Origin of the sequence: Dyella sp. (genome assembly GCF_036384435.1) — a bacterium.
In the GTDB taxonomy this organism is placed as follows: Bacteria; Pseudomonadota; Gammaproteobacteria; order Xanthomonadales; family Rhodanobacteraceae; genus GSA-30.
This window is the reverse complement of record NZ_DASVMI010000028.1, coordinates 1-18,936: the sequence shown is the minus strand read 5'-3', so window position 1 is coordinate 18,936 and position 18,936 is coordinate 1. Positions and strand designations below refer to the sequence as shown.

The 18,936-nt window shown below is 62.1% G+C and carries 18 protein-coding genes and 4 tRNA genes; 5 read left to right on the top strand and 17 right to left on the bottom strand.

What is annotated here, in order from left to right:
- The 6 genes from VF436_RS02325 to VF436_RS02300 all read right to left on the bottom strand — a co-directional run.
- The coding region (locus tag VF436_RS02325) for a GTP-binding protein (protein ID WP_237057044.1) at window positions 1-141 on the bottom strand (141 nt) is incomplete at its 3' end.
- A gap of 72 nt (window positions 142-213) precedes the next feature.
- Window positions 214-289 (bottom strand) — tRNA-Thr (locus VF436_RS02320).
- Between the two features lie 24 nt (window positions 290-313).
- Window positions 314-387: transfer RNA gene (locus VF436_RS02315), tRNA-Gly, on the bottom strand.
- Between the two features lie 31 nt (window positions 388-418).
- Window positions 419-504, bottom strand: a tRNA-Tyr gene (locus tag VF436_RS02310).
- 118 nt (window positions 505-622) lie between these two features.
- Entirely contained in the window at window positions 623-1,111 is a 489-nt protein-coding gene (locus VF436_RS02305; RefSeq protein ID WP_330902362.1) for an acyl-CoA thioesterase, read from the bottom strand.
- A 78-nt stretch (window positions 1,112-1,189) separates the two neighbouring features.
- The gene (locus tag VF436_RS02300; RefSeq protein WP_330902361.1) at window positions 1,190-2,125 is read right to left on the bottom strand and encodes a hypothetical protein; all 936 of its coding nucleotides are present in this window, start codon (window positions 2,123-2,125) and stop codon (window positions 1,190-1,192) included.
- A gap of 528 nt (window positions 2,126-2,653) precedes the next feature.
- Between VF436_RS02300 and VF436_RS02295 the strand changes: the two genes are divergently transcribed.
- Complete coding sequence (locus VF436_RS02295; RefSeq protein ID WP_330902360.1) at window positions 2,654-3,952, top strand: hypothetical protein; 1,299 nt, start codon at window positions 2,654-2,656, stop codon at window positions 3,950-3,952.
- A gap of 58 nt (window positions 3,953-4,010) precedes the next feature.
- Here the strand turns inward: VF436_RS02295 and ychF are convergent, their stop codons facing one another.
- The 8 genes from ychF to VF436_RS02255 form a co-directional block, all read right to left on the bottom strand.
- Complete coding sequence (gene ychF, locus VF436_RS02290; protein WP_330902359.1) at window positions 4,011-5,102, bottom strand: redox-regulated ATPase YchF; 1,092 nt, start codon at window positions 5,100-5,102, stop codon at window positions 4,011-4,013.
- Between the two features lie 250 nt (window positions 5,103-5,352).
- Window positions 5,353-5,931, bottom strand: coding sequence for an aminoacyl-tRNA hydrolase (gene pth, locus VF436_RS02285; RefSeq protein WP_330902358.1), 579 nt, complete (start codon window positions 5,929-5,931; stop codon window positions 5,353-5,355).
- Window positions 5,932-5,993: 62 nt separating this feature from the next.
- Window positions 5,994-6,650, bottom strand: a complete 657-nt coding sequence (locus VF436_RS02280; protein WP_330902357.1) for a 50S ribosomal protein L25/general stress protein Ctc — start codon at window positions 6,648-6,650, stop codon at window positions 5,994-5,996.
- 101 nt (window positions 6,651-6,751) lie between these two features.
- On the bottom strand, window positions 6,752-7,690 hold the full coding sequence (locus tag VF436_RS02275) for a ribose-phosphate diphosphokinase (RefSeq protein ID WP_414649801.1): 939 nt from the start codon (window positions 7,688-7,690) through the stop codon (window positions 6,752-6,754).
- A gap of 57 nt (window positions 7,691-7,747) precedes the next feature.
- A tRNA-Gln gene (locus VF436_RS02270) sits at window positions 7,748-7,824 on the bottom strand.
- Window positions 7,825-7,881: 57 nt separating this feature from the next.
- Entirely contained in the window at window positions 7,882-9,261 is a 1,380-nt protein-coding gene (ispE, locus tag VF436_RS02265; protein ID WP_330902354.1) for a 4-(cytidine 5'-diphospho)-2-C-methyl-D-erythritol kinase, read from the bottom strand.
- Window positions 9,262-9,411: 150 nt separating this feature from the next.
- Window positions 9,412-10,014, bottom strand: a complete 603-nt coding sequence (gene lolB / locus VF436_RS02260; RefSeq protein WP_330902353.1) for a lipoprotein insertase outer membrane protein LolB — start codon at window positions 10,012-10,014, stop codon at window positions 9,412-9,414.
- Window positions 10,015-10,019: 5 nt separating this feature from the next.
- On the bottom strand, window positions 10,020-11,705 hold the full coding sequence (locus tag VF436_RS02255) for a tetratricopeptide repeat protein (RefSeq protein ID WP_330902363.1): 1,686 nt from the start codon (window positions 11,703-11,705) through the stop codon (window positions 10,020-10,022).
- A gap of 163 nt (window positions 11,706-11,868) precedes the next feature.
- Between VF436_RS02255 and hemA the strand changes: the two genes are divergently transcribed.
- The 4 genes from hemA (at window position 11,869) to ppk2 (ending at window position 17,317) form a co-directional block, all read left to right on the top strand.
- The gene (gene hemA, locus VF436_RS02250) at window positions 11,869-13,146 is read left to right on the top strand and encodes a glutamyl-tRNA reductase (protein WP_330902352.1); all 1,278 of its coding nucleotides are present in this window, start codon (window positions 11,869-11,871) and stop codon (window positions 13,144-13,146) included.
- Between the two features lie 55 nt (window positions 13,147-13,201).
- Entirely contained in the window at window positions 13,202-14,278 is a 1,077-nt protein-coding gene (gene prfA / locus VF436_RS02245; RefSeq protein ID WP_330902351.1) for a peptide chain release factor 1, read from the top strand.
- Window positions 14,279-14,429: 151 nt separating this feature from the next.
- Entirely contained in the window at window positions 14,430-16,529 is a 2,100-nt protein-coding gene (locus VF436_RS02240; protein WP_330902350.1) for a tetratricopeptide repeat protein, read from the top strand.
- Entirely contained in the window at window positions 16,526-17,317 is a 792-nt protein-coding gene (ppk2, locus tag VF436_RS02235) for a polyphosphate kinase 2 (protein WP_330902349.1), read from the top strand. The genes VF436_RS02240 and ppk2 overlap by 4 nt, the downstream gene beginning before the upstream one ends.
- Before the next feature lie 8 nt (window positions 17,318-17,325).
- On the opposite strand, the gene VF436_RS02230 is transcribed toward ppk2, so the two are convergent.
- From VF436_RS02230 to VF436_RS02220, 3 genes are all read right to left on the bottom strand, one after another.
- Complete coding sequence (locus VF436_RS02230) at window positions 17,326-17,592, bottom strand: acylphosphatase (RefSeq protein WP_330902348.1); 267 nt, start codon at window positions 17,590-17,592, stop codon at window positions 17,326-17,328.
- 1 nt (window position 17,593) lies between these two features.
- Window positions 17,594-18,067, bottom strand: coding sequence for a TlpA disulfide reductase family protein (locus VF436_RS02225; RefSeq protein WP_330902347.1), 474 nt, complete (start codon window positions 18,065-18,067; stop codon window positions 17,594-17,596).
- On the bottom strand, window positions 18,064-18,936 hold an 873-nt coding region (locus VF436_RS02220), incomplete at its 5' end, for a YihY family inner membrane protein (protein ID WP_330902346.1). The genes VF436_RS02225 and VF436_RS02220, both read right to left, overlap by 4 nt.

Below are 18,936 nucleotides of genomic sequence, written 5' to 3'. Positions count from 1 at the left end.
ATATGCCTTGAACTCGCCACCGAAACGCTCCGCACCGACCTTCGTCAGCGCTGCCGTCAGCGTCGTCTTGCCGTGGTCCACGTGGCCGATCGTACCCACGTTGACGTGCGGCTTGGTGCGTTCGAATTTACCCTTTGCCATACGTGCCAAACTCCGGTGGAGTCAAAATTGAAGTACAAAAAAAGTGGTGATACCTGCAAGCCAACCGTGAGGTGGTGCTCATGACTGGAATCGAACCAGCGACCTCTTCCTTACCAAGGAAGTGCTCTACCGACTGAGCTACATGAGCACAAAACACTCAAGACGAGATCAATGGAGCGGGAGACGGGAATCGAACCCGCACCATCAGCTTGGAAGGCTGAGGTTCTACCATTGAACTACTCCCGCCTGATCTTGATCAGCGATTGCGGAACTCGTCTGGTGGAGGGAGGTGGATTCGAACCACCGAAGGCGTAAGCCAGCAGATTTACAGTCTGCCCCCGTTGGCCGCTTGGGTATCCCTCCAACAAAGAACGGCTATTGTGTGGATCAAGGCCGAAACTGTCAACACCTTCACGCAAGAAAAACGCGAATTCTGGCGACTTTCTTGCACGCGAAGCCCACGACCGGAAGCCCGGCGCGCTCAGGACACCGTGTCAGCGTGATTATGCACCAGGTCGGCCATCTCCTTGGACAGTTCCAGCAGCTTCTTGGCCTGTTCCTGCAAGCGCTGCTCGGACTCATCGCGCGGCTGCCAGGGCGGCACCGGCGTAGGCTTGCCATCGGGGCTGTCGAGCGCCACGAACACCATCACGCAACTGGTCGCCAGCCGCTGCTCGCCCTTGCGCAGATCCTGCGCCATCACATCCACCGCCAGGTGCATGCTCGACCGTCCGGTATGGATCACCCTGGCCTTGACCGTCACCAAGTCACCAATGAGCACGGGCGCCACGAACTGGATGCCACTGATCGACGCGGTCACGCAATAGGCGCCACTCCAGGCAACCGCGCAGGCGTAACCGGCCTGGTCGATCCACTTCATGACCATGCCGCCATGTACCTTGCCGCCGAAATTGACGTCGGTGGGCTGGGCAAGGAAACGGAAATTCACTTCGTGCTGCTGGCCTGGCATGGCTACTCCAAAAAATTACCGACACCGTCGAAAACGGGGCGCATCATCCGCCCCGTCCCTTCTCACGGCAAGCCTTTTTTATATCGGTAGTGGCGGCGGCGCCACGGTAGAACGCCAGGTCATGCGCATGCCACCCCACACCACAATCAGCGGCAGCGCCATGGATAACGCCCCCAGCAACAAGGCTGCCGCGATGACCGGGCCCTCCGAGGCACTGGTGTAGCGCACCCACGGAACCACGACCGCCGTAACGAGCGCAGGCGCGAGCATCGCCAGCCACGCCAGAAACCCGACCAGAAGCAACCTGAAAGGACGCACCGAGCCATACTGGGAACGCGCGCCAAGCCAGGCAAAAAGCCAGACCAGACCGCCATACAACACCGTGGCCCCCGCCACCGCACCACCGGCAAAGGTGACCGCCATGACCTGCGCCTGCAAGGTGAACGCTGCCATGATCAGCATGCCCCATAGCGCCAGGAATACAAACGTCGCCACCAGGCTTGCCTGCATGCGCCAGCGCGGCACAGGCATCGGTTCGCGCGGCACGCCGGGCGCCAATGTCATCCATAGCACCAGACGCAAGGAAAGCCAGAACACCAGCAATGTCGACAACCATCCGGTAAAACCGAACACCACGCGCAGCGGCTGGCCCATGCTGTAGCTCGATGAAGCGTACCGGTACACCAGCATGGTGGTCGCATAGCTCCAAGCCGTGCCGATGACCAGCCCCAGGATCATGAAGATCAGGAAAAAGCCAAACAAAAATAGAGCAAATGAGCGCAATGCTTCGCCGCGACGTGGCTCCAGCATGGCATGCCCCACGACCAACGCGATCGCAACAAGGCTCAGATCATGCGTCAACGACGCACCTATCCAGCCGGGCAGGACGGTGGCCATCGATACGTCTTTAAGCCTCAGCAAGGTAAAGATCGATGGAATCATGTCCAGGAGCGCGGCCAGGATGGCCAGCCCCGCAAGCATCCAACTCAAGGACGGCGCCTCGATTCGCTTCATGCAAAACACTCCCTTCGGCTGAGCGTGAGCGCGCGCTCGCCAAGGAGCATCAAGCATCCGCTGCGGCACGCCACAAGGAAGCGATGCATCCACCCCGATCATCGCCCCTTCGAATGCCGATTGTGACATGGCTGACGCCGTCACTGATCGCATTGCTCCGCTCCTTGTCTCATTCATCTGTCAGAGACGGCGCACCTCACAGCCCGCATGTTTCCAAGGCATCTGCCGACCAGGCACTGGCGGCCGGCGAGAGCGCCGGAGGCTCTCCCGTGCGCTGTCCGAGCCAACACCGGGGTCTAGGCAACCCGGCCTCGACAGAGCCACAGGTGCCAGCCCCCAATCGCCGGCACGACAGCGGCTCCCACTTTCCGGCCCCCATCAGTTTCAAACTTTTCTTGTGGTGAAAGACACAGCTGACTTCGACAATGGGCAGCCTTACGCACCGCCAAACTCGCAACCAGGCATCGACAACGGTATGAACCTGATGCTTGCCAACGGCGCTTCACTGATTCAAAGGTTGCTTGTGCAATGAGCCGGCAAAGTCACCCCTCCAGCCATCACTCCTCGCATGACGCCGATGAATACTTTGATCTGGTCAAAGCAAGTGATGAACTCAGCGAGGGCACAACCCTCATGCTTGAAAAATTTCGCGACCATGAAGGCGTGCGCGGCCATGAGGTAGAGAGGCTTGAAAACGTCCTCTTGTCCTCAGAATATCTACGTTCGGCGCTCGATGAGGCCATCGAATTTGATCATCTGAATGAAATTGTTCCGCTCAGCGCGCAGGGCGGCGACATAAACGCGGGCGGCATGTACGACTTCCGCAACAAGACACTGAGCCTCTCATTGAGCGGCCCCGATGATCAATTCAACTCGGTAGACCTTGTATTTGTCATCGGCCATGAGCTTCAGCATGCCATGGATAGGCAAACGCTTGTATCCGACCAGAACGCCGCCATCGCCGAATATGAACGAGCCATTTCACACCCGGCGCGCTACGACCGGCAAAACAATATTTATGACATTACCGCCGCCACGCACATAGCGATCGAAAGTACGCGGGAGCACGAGGCGCGAGCGGAAATCGGCGGGTGGAACGCCGTGGCAAGCACTCTGCACGAGCACTTGGTAGACAGACCCCCTACCCTCGATGAGATGCAACGGATGTGCAGCAACCGCACTGGTGATTTTCTCCAGGCAGCGGTCACGCAAACGGGTACTTCCCATGGATTCGCACTGAGGCCCGGACTTACAGTAAACAACCGGATGCAGATGTCGCTTAGTTGGAACAACATCCAATCCATGAAGGTCTACTACGCGGACGCCCAGCGACCGCCGGGAGAAGGGTTCGGCGTGGAGCGAAACACAGACTATCGTAATCTGACGGCATCTCGATACGTGAACCTGGCGACAACCCATATGGGACTGTACGAGCAATACAGGCCGGATCAGGCGCATATGATCCGACTGGACATGAAGTCCTTACATTTGTCAGGTCAGCAGTTGCGAGGGGCGGGACTTTACGCGAGCGAGCGCACCGCGCCCATGTTCGTCTACGATGGCTCCAATCCGCGACTGGGCCTGATACCCACGATGCTTCACGATGGAGCAACCATCCCCCGTCACCCTATGGCAGCGGCCACCAGCCCGACCACTCACTATCAAGCCGCCGTCAATGGGGCGCATCAAAAAACAAATGAGCCAACGACATCCGCCGGAAGCTCGGCATTAACGGGCGCTGGGCAGCGAAACCTGCTTGAAAAACAGGAAATCCCCCTGATCACACGAAGGCCGGCTTCCAAAAATCGCCATACATCACGGCGATAGGAAAAGCAAAAAAGCCCATCTTTCGACGGGCTTCTTCGAAAGCGATGACGGCAGGATGTCAGACGTTAAAGAGGAAGTGCAGCACATCGCCTTCCTTGACGATGTATTCCTTGCCTTCCTTACGCAGGCGCCCAGCAGCGGCGGCGCCGGTTTCACCCTTATATTGGATGAAGTCGTCATAGCCGATGGTCTCGGCGCGAATGAAACCACGCTCGAAGTCGGTGTGGATCACGCCAGCAGCCTGCGGTGCGGTGGAGCCGGCTTTGACTGTCCAGGCACGTACTTCCTTCACCCCCGCGGTGAAATAGGTTTGCAGGCCCAGCAGCTTGTAGCCCGCGCGAATCACGCGATTGAGGCCCGGCTCGGACAAACCGTAACTTTCGAGCATCTCATCGCGGTCAGCATCGTCCAGTTGCGAAAGCTCTTCCTCGATCGCGGCGCATACGGGCACCACTTCAGCACCCTCCTCGGTGGCGCGCGCGCGCACGGCATCCAGGTGCGGGTTGTTCTCAAAGCCATCTTCACGCACGTTGGCGATGTACATCAGCGGCTTGAGGGTCAGCAAGAACAGATCGCGAACCAGGGCCTTTTCGTCTTCATCGAGCTTGACGCTGCGCGCCGACTTGCCCTCATTGAGCGCGGTAGCAAGCTTCTGCAACACCGGCTTTCTAGCCAGGGCATCCTTGTCGTTGGCCTTGGCTGCGCGCTCGGCACGATTGAGCGCCTTTTCGACCGAATCCAGGTCGGCCAGCGCCAATTCGGTGTCGATGGTCTCGATGTCGGCGATCGGGTCGACCTTGCCTGCAACGTGGATGATGTCGGTGTGCTCGAAGCAGCGCACCACATGCGCAATGGCATCGACTTCGCGAATGTGCGCGAGGAACTTGTTGCCAAGTCCTTCGCCCTTGGACGCCCCCGCTACCAGGCCGGCGATATCCACGAATTCCACGGCCGTCGGGATCAGCTTCTGCGGCTTGACGATGCCAGCCAGTTCATTGAGGCGTGGGTCAGGCACCGGCACCACGCCGACGTTCGGCTCGATGGTGCAGAAGGGGAAATTGGCCGCAGCGATGCCCGCCTTGGTCAACGCGTTGAACAGGGTGGACTTGCCGACGTTAGGCAGGCCGACGATGCCGCATTTGATGCCCATGGGATTTCCGTGAAATCGGCCGCTACACGGCCTGTAAAGAGATAGGGGTAAAGAGGAAGAACAATAGCCAGGCTGTGATTCTAACCCAGCCGGCTGTTCGCCCTGATTCTTCAAAGATCCGCACTCACATCAGGCGCTTGCACCCTTCAGCAAAATCAGCACCGTATCTTTTAGAGAGCGGAAGCGCGAAAGCCTTGGCAGGCACCCCAGCCCTTCACTTCTTACCGTTTACAGCGCCGAAGACGCGGCTTCACGCCTTCGTATGCAACCCCTGCATCGCCTTGTCGAACTGCCCGCTTACCGCCAGCGGGAGCACGTCCAATGCGCGGCTGATACCGTGGAAGATGGCATCTTCATCGGCAGCCGAGGGGCGGCCGAGCACCCACGGGGTGACCTTGTCCTTGTGACCGGGATGGCCGATGCCCACGCGCAATCGGTGAAACTTGGCATGCCCCAGGTGGGCAATGATGTCGCGTAAACCGTTCTGACCACCGTGGCCGCCATCGAACTTCATGCGGACGGTGCCAGGGTCCAGGTCCAACTCGTCGTGCGCCACCAGGCATTCTTCCGGGGCGATCTTGTAGTAGCGCAACGCGGACACGACCGCGATGCCGCTCTTGTTCATGAAAGTGGCAGGCTTGAGCAGCCACACCGACTCGCCGCCCAAACGCAGCTTGCAGGTTTCGCCATGCAGCTTGCCATCAAAGCCGAAGCGCTCGCCCTGCCCCGAGGCCAGGGCATCCACAAACCAGAACCCGGCATTGTGCCGGGTTCTGAGGTATTCGGCACCGGGATTGCCCAGTCCGACGATGAGACGCAGCCCCGCCATAGCGAGTGAAGCAGACGCGCTGCCATCCAGGCTTCCGCGCGGGAAGCCGGGATGGCGCGGCCTTACTTCTTGGCGTCCTTGTTGGCGTCAGCCGCAGCGGCATCGCCCTCGGCGCCCTCAGCCGGGGCGTCGACTTCTTCCTGCACCGCGTAGGCGGTTACGACAGCGATGTCGTGATCGGCACCCAGCGTGAGAGCCGGGATTTCAACGTTGGCCGGCAGCTTGATCTGCGACAGATGGATGATGTCGCCTTCCTTCAGATCGGCCAGATCGAGTTCGATGAACTCCGGCAGATGCTTGGGCAAGCAGGACACTTCCACTTCGTTGAGGTTGTGCGAGATGACCACGCCAGCGGTCTTGCCAGCCGGCGACTTTTCCTGGTTCAGGAAGTGCAGCGGCACGTTGACGCGAATCGCTTCGTTCTCGTTGATGCGCAGGAAGTCCATGTGCAGCATCTGCTGCTTGAACGGATGCTTCTGCCAGTCACGCACCAGCACCTTCTGCACCTTGCCGTCGACGTTCAGGTCGAGCACCGAGGAGAAGAACCACTCGTGCTTGGCGGCGAGCAGGATGGTGTTGTGCTCGATCTGGATGCTCTCGGCGGGCTGACCCGCACCGTAGACGACGGCCGGCACGAAGTCCGCACGACGCAGGCGGCGGCTCGCACCTTTCCCCTCGTCCTTGCGGCCCTGAGCCTTGATTTCATGAGTTGTAGCCATTGGGCTGTACCTATCAGTAGTTGTTTGCCTCGCGGCAACCGGGCGACTCTCCCGCGACCAGGAGAGTCTTGGACGGGCCTTGGAACTCGGGCCCGCGAAATTCAATCCACGTACAACGAACTCACCGACTCGCCAAAGGCGATGCGGCGAATTGTCTCTGCCAGCAATTCGGCCACCGAGAGCTGGCGAATCTTGCTGCACGCAGCGGCTTCAGGCCGCAACGGCAAGGTATTGGTGACGATGAGCTGATCAAGCTGCGAGCCCTCGACGTTACTGATGGCCGCGCCCGATAACACCGGATGCACGCAGTACGCCACGACCTTGCGCGCGCCGCGCTCCTTCAATGCGGCAGCGGCGGCGCACAGCGTACCGGCCGTGTCGACGATATCGTCGACCAGGATGCAGGTCTTGCCGTCCACTTCACCGATGATGTTCATCACCGTGGCCACGTTCGCACGCGGGCGACGCTTGTCGATGATGGCCAGGTCGGCATCGTCCAGGCGCTTGGCGAGCGCGCGCGCACGCACCACGCCACCGACGTCCGGGCTGACCACGATCAGGTTGTCCATGCTGTGGTGACGCCAGATATCCGCCAGCAGTAGCGGCGAGGCATAGACGTTATCCACCGGGATGTCGAAGAAACCCTGGATCTGGTCGGCGTGCAGATCCACCGTGAGCACGCGATCGACGCCGACGGTGCCGATCATCTTGGCGACCATCTTGGCCGTGATCGGCACACGCGCCGAACGCGGGCGGCGGTCCTGGCGGGCGTAGCCGAAATACGGCATCACGGCCGTGACACTGGCCGCTGAGGCACGCTTGAGGGCATCGACCAGGGTCAGCAACTCGAACAGGTTCTCTGCGCTCGGTGCGCCCGTAGGCTGCAGCACGAACACTTCCTGGCGCCGCACATTCTCCTCGATCTCGATCTGCGTCTCGCCATCGCTGAAACGACCAATCAGAGCCTTGCCCAGCGGCACGCCCAGGCGATGGGCGACGTCCTCGGCCAGCTTGCGGTGCGCATTGCCGGTGAAGAGCATCGGGGATGACGTATCCACGGTCACTTCCTTCAAAAAACTTGCAGCCATTCGGTTGGATGGCTGGGGCGGCAGGATTCGAACCTGCGCATGCGGGAATCAAAATCCCGTGCCTTAACCAGCTTGGCGACGCCCCAGTATTTCTCTATCCACAACCTGCGCGACGGTACTGGCCACCGTCACGCCGATGTTTCTCAGGCACGGCCGCCGTGGCGGCGCAATGCCTCGTGCAGCGGCGAGACATTCACGCCCGCGACCACGCGCGCGGTGAATGAAGCCGGACACGCTTCGGCGATCACCTCGGCCGCGTCGCGCGAGCGTGTCTCGACGAACACGCACGCACCGCTGCCGGAGAGCCTGGCCTTACCGTATTCACCCAGCCAATTCAGCGCCGCATCCACCTTGGGATGACGTGCACGAACGACCGGTTCGAATGCGTTCTCAGCTGTTTCGCCCGAAGTAAAGGATGAAATTGTCACCCGTGGAGCATTTCGTGTCAATTCAGCCGCTTGAAAAAGTTCGCCGGTTGGCACGTGTTCGTGTGGATCGACCACAACGTACCAGCGCTGCGGCAGCTTCAGCCAGCGGAGTTTTTCGCCGATACCTTCAGCCCAGGCCGAGCGCCCGCGCACGAAAACCGGTACGTCTGCACCCAGTTGCAGACCCAGTTCGACCAGGGCGTCCACCGACAGGCCACAGGCCCACAGCTGGTTGAGGGCAACCAGCATCGTAGCGGCATCAGAGCTGCCCCCACCCAGCCCCCCACCGAGGGGTACGCGCTTCTCCAGCGCGATATCGACTCCCGCACCAGCCCTGGCGTGAGGTTGCAGCAGGCGTGCAGCCCGGACAACCAGGTCGGTCTCGGCCGGCACACCGTCGATCTCATGGAGGCGCAGCACCTGGCCATCCTCGCGCTGGCGCAGGCGCAGTTCATCGCCCCAGTCCAGAAGACGGAACACCGTCTGCAACTCATGGTAGCCATCGTCGCGCCGCCCAGTGATACGCAAGAACAGATTCAGCTTGGCGGGAGCCGGCCATATCGTCCAGTCGCCAGCGGCCAGTGGCGCCAGTTCACGGCGCATGAACACGCGCAGATGGTCGGGAAAACCGTTCTCGCGGTCGCGTTGCAACGCGAAGGCGAACTCCGGCGCACGCTTGTCCACTTCCATGAAGCCGTGATCGGCGTAGAACGGGGCATTCCATGGCACATCACGCAGGGTCCCCAGCAGCACTGACCGGTAACCCGCCTCTCGCGCCCACCCGCATGCATGTTCCAGCAGGGCCGCGCCGATGCCACGACGCCCCCAGGTCGGCAGCACGTCGATCTCGGCGATTCCAATGGAATCGCCCCCCTCCTCCGCATCCAGGCAGATGAAACCGACCGGCTCGCCTTCGTCACTGAGCGCCACCCAGACCAGCCCCAAGGTCATGGCATCGGCCAGCAGATCCGGCGGCAACTCGATCGCCCGATATGCAGGCCAAGCTTCATGCCCCCTGAACAACTCCACCGCGCTGCGTTCGATGGCGCACAAGGCACCGATCTGGGAATGGTTTGCACGCTGGATGGAGAACATGGCTTCCGAAATGGCGGCTGCGCCGTCGATAGAGAGTTAAAGAATCAAGAGTAAAGAGACGGCGATAAGGAAGCGAGCCGCAAGGCGGCTTTGCCTCTTACCCACGACAAGGTCGCAGGCGCGATTTTACGGCTCGCACGGCGAGCGGCTTCACTGACCCAACCGCCAACTTTCCACCGACAGCTTCACCTTGAACGGCGCCTTGTCGGCGAACACCTTCTTGGGCAGAGCGGGCCGGCGGGTTGCGTCCCATTCGCGGTAGTCGACGTTCCAGCCGTCCTGTTGCAGCAGGGACGGCAGGCGGTTGACACCGAAGCTCAGCTCGGCCGGGCCGCCGTCAGCACGCAGGCCCAACACCCAGGCACGAAGTTCGTGCAGCGGCACTTCCCAACCCAGGGCCTTGCGCAGCAAGTCCTCGGCATCGGGCCCACTGAGTGGGCCGCCATCCATGCCCTCGATCAAGGCCTGGTCAGGGCCGCCGGTCAGCCGGAAGCTTTTGCCGAATGGCCCACGGATGGTGAAAACATAATGCTCGCCGTCTTGCACCCAGGTGATGTCGCCACTGCCACTGGTGCGCGCGTCGGAAACCGCAATGCGCCCTTCCAGCGTCCATTGGTCGACGTGGGCCAGCGCCTGCTCGCGCATCTGTTGTTCGTTGAGCAAGCTGGCATCGCCATGCACGCGAAGCGCGGGCTTGGGTACGCAGGCCACCAGCAGCAGTGCCAATAGCACTGCCGCAACATTTCGATACATGAAATTCATGGGCTCAGTCGCTTCAGTGCGTCTTGCAGGCTGGTGTTCTTGGGATCCATCTGGCGCACCTCATCGAAAACCTTGCGCGCTTCTTCCTGCTTGCCACGCTTCCACAACACTTCACCCAGATGGACGCCAACGTCGGCGTCCTTCTGACCCTGCCAGGCGACCGTGAGCGCCTTTTCGGCCTGATCAAGATGACCGAGGCGGTACTGCACCCACCCCCACGAATCGGCAATGGCCGGATCGTTCGGCTTGGCCGCTCGAGCGACCTGGATCAATTGCTCCGCCTCGGACAGGTCGCGGTTGGCGTCGGCCAGGGTGAAGCCCAGGGCGTTGCTGGCATCGGCATCGTTGGGCTTGAGCTGCAGCAGACGCCGCAAGTCGCCCACGGCCTGGTCGACCTTGCCGTCGGATGCGTAGGCAATACCACGCCCATAGAGCAGGGCCGGATCGTCCGCCGCGATCTGCAGCGCGCGCGTGTAGGCCGCCTCGGCCTTGGCGTAGTTCTGCTCCCGCATGTACAGCTCGGCATCAACCTCATAGGCGCGGCGCAGTTGCGCGGGCTGGTCGAGGTAGTCGGTCTGCATTTCCTCCAGTTGCGCATGGGCATCAGCCGCGCGGCCGGTCTCGAGCAGCAGCACGGCGCTACGCAGGTCGGCATCGAAGGCGTGTTCGTCCTCGTCGGGCACCTGGCCGTACCATTTCAGCGCATCCTGTTTCTGCCCCTGCATTTCGGCCAGTTGTCCCAGCAGGTACGCGCTCTGGTCGCGCACGTCTTCGGGAGAGTGCTGCAACTGGTTATAGAGCCGGTTAAGGGTTCTGGTGTCGTTAGCATGAGCGGCCAGTGCGGCGCGCAACTGAAAGGTGTCGGCATCCTGGGGACCGCTGTCGAGCAACTTCGAGGCAGAGGCATAGTCGCCGTTCTGTCCCAGCACGCTGGCATAAGCCAGGCGCAGGCGGACGTTTCTTGGCTCCTTGGCGATGGCCTTCTGAAACAAGACCTGCGCGCCCTTGCGGTCGCCTGCCTTGTACTTGAGCTGGGCCGCCCAGGCATAGGTATCGGCACTATTGAAACGCTTCACCGCCGCGTCGGCGATCTGCTGGGCATAACCCTGCCGCCCCAGGCGCTCGCCAAGCTCGCTCATCGCCAGCCAAGCCTGCGCATCGTGCTGGGGCAGGCGTTGCGGCGTGGCAATGGTCTCAAGCAACTGCCCGGCCAGGGCCGGATCGCGGCTACCCACCAGTACCCGCCCGAACAGCCGCCATGCATCCATGTCGCCGGATTGGGTGAGCAGTTCGAGCTGCTTTTGCGCCTCGGCCGAATTGCCTTGTCCTAGCGCCAGTTGGGCGCGGGCCTCGGCCAAGTTGGCGGGGGACGCCCCCAGTGTGGCCCAACGATCAATGGCCCGTTGCGCGGCCCCATCGTCTCGGATGGCAATGGCGATGCCGGCCGACTGTTCAGCCACATGCGGGTCGTCGGATAGCATCATGGCCCTGTCATAGGCCGCCGAGGCATCCTTCAGATCAGTGCGGGTCAGTGCCATCTCGCCAGTCAACAATTGGGCGAGCAGGTCGTGATCGGCATCGGGTGTGGCCACGACCAGATGATCCAGCGGCTGCCTGGAGGTCGACGCCCCGCTGCCACCGCGACCTGGCGCAGCCGCACACCCCACCAGGGCCAGGAGCATGAAGCCCACCCCAAAATGCCGCAGTTGCTTGAACTTGGCCAACCTGCTCAGCACACTATTCTCCGTTGAACCTTTTGATCCGGTACGTTGCACTTACGAACCGGGCTATCGAGTCTAGTCTACGCCGCCCGGTACGAGTCACAGCCACTTTTTATTCCACGCCATGACGCTGATCGCCCTAGGGCTCAACCACCTCACCGCGCCGGTCAACCTGCGCGAACAGGTGGCGTTCGATTCGGACGCCGCGGGTATGGCGGTGCACGACCTCCGTCGCCAGCCTGGCGTGGAGGAGGCGATGATCCTCTCCACATGCAACCGCACCGAGCTGTACGTCAGCGTGAAGGCTGGCGCCGAACTGGCGCCGCAGGAATGGTTGAGCCGCCATCACCAGCTGACCCCGGGAAAGCTCGACGAGTTCCTTTATCGCCATGATGAGGACGATGCGGTCCGTCACATGTTCCGTGTGGCAACCGGACTGGATTCCATGGTACTGGGCGAACCGCAAATTCTTGGGCAGGTGAAAGATGCTTACCAGTTGGCGCGCGAGGCCCAGACCCTGGGCGCGTCGATGGATCGCCTGCTGCAACACACCTTCGCGGTCGCCAAGCGGGTGCGCACCGATACTCGAATCGGCGCACACACCGTATCAGTCGCCTTCACGGCGGTGCGCCTGGCCGAACAGGTCTTCACCGACCTGCGCCAGGCCTGCGTACTGCTGGTCGGCGCCGGCGACACCATCGAACTGGCTGCCCGCCATCTGGCGGACAAGCAGGTACGCCGTCTCATCGTGGCCAACCGCACTCTGGAAAATGCCCAGGACCTGGCCGGGCGACATGGCGGTTACGCCGTCTCGCTATACGACCTGCCCCAGCACCTGGCCGAGGCGGATATCGTGATTTCCTCGACCGCCGCCCGCGAACCGGTGATCACCCGAGCGATGGCCGAGAAAGCCATCCGTGCGCGCCGGCGCCGGCCGATGTTCATGGTGGACATCGCCGTACCGCGCGACATCGAGGAAAGCGTCGGCGAGCTCGATGACATTTTCCTCTACGGCATCGACGACCTGCGCCAGGTTATCGATGACAACCGTCGTTCGCGTGAGGCGGCCGCTCGCGAAGCCGATGCCATCATCGACCTGCAAGTGGAACGCTACATGGCGTGGCGCCGTGCACTGAACGTGCGCAACCCGGCGCTGGACATGCGCCAGCATGCCGAGCAATACCGCGATGAGGTGCTCGCCAAGGCCCAGGCCATGCTGGCACGTGGGCGCACCCCGGAAGAAGCACTGGCCTTTCTTGCCAACACGCTGACGAACAAGCTACTGCATCATCCGAGCGCACGATTGCGCGAGGCCGCCCTCAGTGGCGACATGGACCTGCTGCACGCCGCCGGCCGCCTTTATGGATTGAGTGATAGCGAGAAGCTCGACATGGAAGGATAGCGGCGTCGTATGGATCCATCCCGCCGCCCATCCCCCTCCATCGACTTCCCTGCCCATGACGCCATCGATCCGCCGCAAACTCCAAGCCCTCGCCGAACGCCACGAAGAAGTCGCACTGTTACTGGGCCAGCCAGACGTGTTGGCCGACAACCAGCGCTTTCGCGAGCTCTCGCGCGAATACGCCCAGCTTGAACCGGTCACCAGGTCGCTGCGTGAACATGATCAGGCCGAGCGCGAACTGGCCGATGCGCGCGACATGCTGGACGACCCGGACATGCGCGACCTGGCGGCCGAGGATGTCGAACGCCTGGAATTGCGCCTGGTCCAACTCGACGGGGAGTTACAGATCCTGCTGCTGCCCAAGGACCCCCGCGACGAGGCCAATCTGTTCCTGGAAGTGCGTGCAGGCACCGGCGGCGACGAAGCGGCGATCTTCGCTGGCGACCTGTTTCGCATGTATGCCCGCTATGCCGAGCGGCGCCGCTGGCATGTGGAGATTCTGAGCGAAAACCCTGGCGAACACGGTGGCTACAAGGAAATCGTCGCGCGCGTGGAAGGTGCCGGCGCGTTTTCGAGGTTGAAGTTCGAATCGGGCACGCACCGCGTGCAACGCGTGCCGGAAACCGAGTCGCAAGGCCGCATCCACACCTCGGCGGCCACCGTGGCAATCCTGCCCGAAGTGGAAGACATCGGCGATATCGAGCTGCGCGATGCCGACCTGAAGGTCGACACATTCCGCGCCTCGGGTGCCGGTGGCCAGCATGTGAACAAGACCGATTCGGCCATCCGTATCACTCACTTGCCGAGCGGCATCGTGGTGGAGTGCCAGGACGAGCGCAGCCAGCACAAGAATCGCGCTCGCGCCATGAGCCTTCTCAAGGCCCGCCTGCTCGACGACGAACGCAGCAAGCAGGCTGCCGCGCAGGCTGAATCACGCCGGTTGCAGGTCGGCTCGGGCGATCGCAGCCAGCGCATTCGCACCTACAACTTCCCCCAGGGGCGCATCACCGATCATCGTGTGAATCTCACGCTGTATCGCTTGCCGGAAATCATTCAGGGCGACCTGGACGAACTGATCGATACCCTCACTCGCGAACACCAGGCCGACGAGCTCAAGACCCTGACCGCGTGACAGGTCGTTACATCGCCCTGGCGCTTGGCGCCATGACGTCCATCGGTTAGCGTTCGCGCATGAATCGTATTGTCCTACGCCCAAGCAACGCACCCGCTCTCACCAGGATGAGGCAACAGGCCCGCATGCACATCGTCGGCCGGACAAGCGCATGAGCCGGCAATGGGATTCCCGGCGGCGCCTGGCCGACCTGCTTGAGCGTGGCGCGATTGCCGAGGCGGAAATGGCCGCCGCGCAGTTGCGTGTGCAGTTTCCTCAAGACGTGGAATATGCGCGGCTGCATGGCCTGGCTCTGCTTCAACTGGGGCGTCGCGACGAGGCCCTGGATGCCTTGAGGCGTGCTCGCGAGCTGGCGCCGGACGATGTGGATGCGGTCTGCAACCTCGCCACCGCCATGGTGGCCAACGAGCAGACAAACGCGGCCATCGAGATGTTGCGCGGCGCCCTGAAGAAATCGCCGGGTCACCCTGCGATCCTGCTGACCCTGGGCAATGCATTAATGGGCGCGGCGCGATACTCGCAGGCACGCGAGTCTTACGCCATGGCCACGCATGGCGCGCCGGAACACCCCGGGCTGCGCCTGAACCTGGCAGCGGCCGAACTGGAACTGGGCCATGCCGAACAGGCCCTGCGGCACATCCAGGAGGCGTTGCAGCTCGAACCGAACTTCGACAGCGCATACGAACTGCTCGGCCTGGTTTTTCGCTCGCTCGGCAAGCGACAGGAAGCCGCGCAGGCCTTCCTTCAGGCCGAAAAGATTTCCCCGGAAAACCCACGTTACCCCTTGCAGGCAGGCATCGCCCTCGATGACATCGGCCAGCTCGAGGCAGCACTGCAAGCCTATGCGCGCGCGCTACGACTGGACGCATCCTCGGGCCTTGCACTGAGTCAATTGATCTTCACCAAGCGTCGCCTGTACGACTGGGTGGGCTTGGATGATCTGAGCACCCGCCTGCATCGCGCGGTGGCCGAACAACGTCCAGGCATCACGCCGTTCTCCTTCCTGGCCGAAGCGGGCACGCCGGCCGAGCAATTGCGCTGCGCCAGCACCTTCGCCGAGCACACGGAGGCGCAGACCGATGCCTTGCGACGCCAGCTTGCGTTCACCTACCCCAGCCTCAAGGCAGCCTCTCCCTGGCGCGTGGGCATGGTGTCCAACGGCTTTGGCGAACACCCGGTAGGCCGCATGATCGTAGCGCTGGTCGAGGCACTGCGCGGCGACGAGCTGGAGCTGCACCTGTTCGCGACCAGCCCGGACGATGGCGGCCCCGTGCGCCAGCGCTTGCAGGCGGCGGCAACGCTCCACGACGTCTCGACGATGTCGCCCGCCGACTGCGCCACGCACATCCACGCTACCGACATCGAGATCCTGTTTGACCTTCGCACTTTCGGCAGTGGCTCGAATGTGGATCTGTTCGAATTGCAGCCGGCGCCCATCCAGGTGAACTGGCTGGGTTTTCCGGCGACCTCCGGCGCGCCATGGATGGATTACCTGCTCGCCGACGCCGTCGCCCTGCCCTCGACGATGCGCAAGTACATCAGCGAAAAAGTGATTCGTCTGCCACGCAGCTTCCTGCCCTGCGATGCCAGTGCCGTGATCGCACAGGTACCCACGCGCCAGGCCTGCGGCCTGCCTGCGCAAGGCACGGTGTTCGCAAGCTTCAATAGCAGCTACAAACTGGACCCGGCGACGTTCGCGCGGTTCATGTTGATCCTGCAACAAGTGCCCGGCAGCGTGCTATGGCTGCAATCGGGTCCGGAGCGCAGCGACGAGCGCCTGCGCCTGGCCGCGAGCACCCTGGACATCGCGCCCGAGCGACTGATCTTCATGCCGCAACTACCGCATGCCGACTATCTTGCCTGCTATGCCCACGCCGACCTGTTTCTCGACACCACCCCGTACAACGCCCAGGCCACAGCCATCGATGCATTGCGGGCGGGTTGCCCGGTGCTGACCTTGCCAGGCCAGGGCTTTGCCGGGCGAGTCGGTGCCAGCCTGCTGTTTCATGCTGGCCTGCCCGAGCTCATTGCCGAGGATGACGAAGGATTCGTGGGCATGGCAACCGAATTGGGAACCGATCGCGAAGCGCTCGACGTCGTACGCCGCCATCTGGTGCAGGCACGCGAAAAGCATCCTCTTTTCGACATTCCGGCCTTTGCCGCTGATTTCCGGCGCGCCATCCAGGGCATGAGCGCTCGCCATCGCATCGGTCGCCCCCCTGCGGATATCGACCTTGGAGGCTTGCTGTGAGCAAACGCAAGAAGACGTATGAAGATGCCATGGACGAATTGCAGCTCGAACTGGCCGGCCTCAATCGCTGGCTGCGCCGCAGCGGCCGCCGGGTGCTGGTCATCTTCGAGGGACGCGACGCTGCCGGCAAGGGCGGCACGATCAAGCGCATCACCGAAAGCATGGATACACACAACTACCGCATCGTGGCGCTATCCAAACCGGACGAAACCGAAGCAACGCAGTGGTACTTCCAGCGTTACGTGACGCATCTTCCGTCGGCTGGCGAACTGGTGCTGTTCGACCGTAGCTGGTACAACCGCGCCGTCGTGGAGCCGGCGATGGGTTTTTGCAGCGATGCCGAATACGAGGCATTCCTTACGCAGGTACCGGTGTTCGAGAAACTATTGACCGATGACGGCATCATCCTGCTCAAGTACTGGCTCGCCGTGGACCAGGACAAACAGGAAGAACGCTTCAAGGACCGCGCGCAGGATCCGCTCAAGCGCTGGAAACTATCGCCGGTGGATATCGCCGCGCGCAAGAAATACAAGACCATCGGTCAATTGCGCGACACCATGATCGAACGCACACATGCACCGACCGCGCCCTGGTTCGTCGTGGATTTCAACGACCAGAAGCGTGGACGCGTCAACCTGATCCGGCATCTGCTCGAACAGGTGCCGCGCCATGACGAGAAGATCCCGGCAGTCAAGCTGGACAAGCTCAAGCACAAGCCGCGCACCGAGAACGTGACCGACAAGGCGCTGTGGGTGCCTGACACGTTCGACTCGCTCGAAACCCAGTAGCAGGCCACTCAATAAATCATGAAGTCCCCTAGCCCGCCATCTATCGCGGGCTCACGGGTCACATCGTCTACCCTGGCCGATGGTGACCCCTGCCAGAGCCACCGTTCAAACGCATCCAATGCCGCCTCGTCACCGAAGGCCAGCACCTCGACACCGCCATCTGCCATGTTTTTCGCATGCCCGCGCATGCCAAGTGCAAGCGCCTGCTCGCGCGTGCAGGCGCGGTATAACACCCCCTGCACGCGTCCATGGACGATGAAGCGCGCGCCGGCCATGTCACTTGATTCCGATCGCATCGGACAGGGACTTTTCCGTCACCCCGCCTACCAGGGGCTTGGTCACGCTACCGTCGGGGCGGATCAGCCAAGTGGTCGGCAACCCCCTGGGTTCGTCGAAATCCGGCAAAGGCTTGTCCAGCGTGACCTGGGCCACCGGGTAGGACACCGGGTGCTTGACCAGGAATGCCTGGATGTCGGCTTTGTCGCTGTCGTCATAGGCCAGCCCGATCGCCGCCACCTTGTCCTTGTGATCGGTAACGAACTTCGAAATCGCCGGCATCTCCTTGATGCATGGCACGCACCAGGTTGCCCAGTAATTGACGATCACCCACTTGCCTCGCTGGGACGCCAGGTCATAGGGCTTGCCGTCGAGCGTGGTGACTTTGAGTGCCGGCTTGGCGGGCATGGCGGCATGCACGGGAGCCGCCAGCAGGGCAGCGGCAGCCAGGATAGCGGGGACGAACAACTTCATGGGGAATATCCTTCCGGATCGGGATGACAGGGGGTGGAATGGGAGGACGGCGGATAAGCCGTTTCAAGCCGCGTACCAAGCTCGCTACCCAGCGCCATGGCCACGCGATCCAGCACCGCGACCAGTTCGGCAGGAAGGGTCAGACCAAGGGCAGCGACTTTTTCGACCGGGTTCAACGGTAGCCGGTACTGACTGTGCTGGTACACACGCAACAAATCCGTGCTATCGACGCTGCGACTGAGCATCCATGCGCCACTTTCGGCACGACGGATCATGTCTGCGCGTTGCAGGTCCTCGAAATAATTGGCGATCGCCGCGCTGTGCAGATAAGGCGCTCGCTCGCGCACCACGGCCGGCTCCACGTCGCATCCGAGACGTTGCGCATCAATGAAGAGTTTCAGCACCACCAGCAGACCCAGGAACTCATCACCTTCGGGCAGCGCCTCGGCAGGAAGCTGGTATTCGAACGCCGACACCGAAGCGGCAATAGAGGCGCCAAGGATCACGATAACCCAGGACAGGTAGATCCATAGCAACAGAATCGGCAAAGCCGCCAGGGCCACGCCATAGATCTGTTGGTAGGTCTGCGCGTTGCGCACGAACTGCCCGAAGCCCCAGCGCACGATCTCGAACAGGACCGCTCCGATCAGGGCCCCGACCGCGGCCTTGCGCCACGACACCCGGCGATACGGAATCACCGTGTACATCAACCAAAGGATCAGGAAGGTCAGCACAAATGGCAACACCCCGAGCAAACGGCTGCCGAAGCTGGGAAACTGCCCCACAGTGCTGTTGATCAGCGGCAACGCCGTAACATATGAGGTCACCACGATGGAGCCGATCATGAAGACAGGACCCAACGTGAGCGC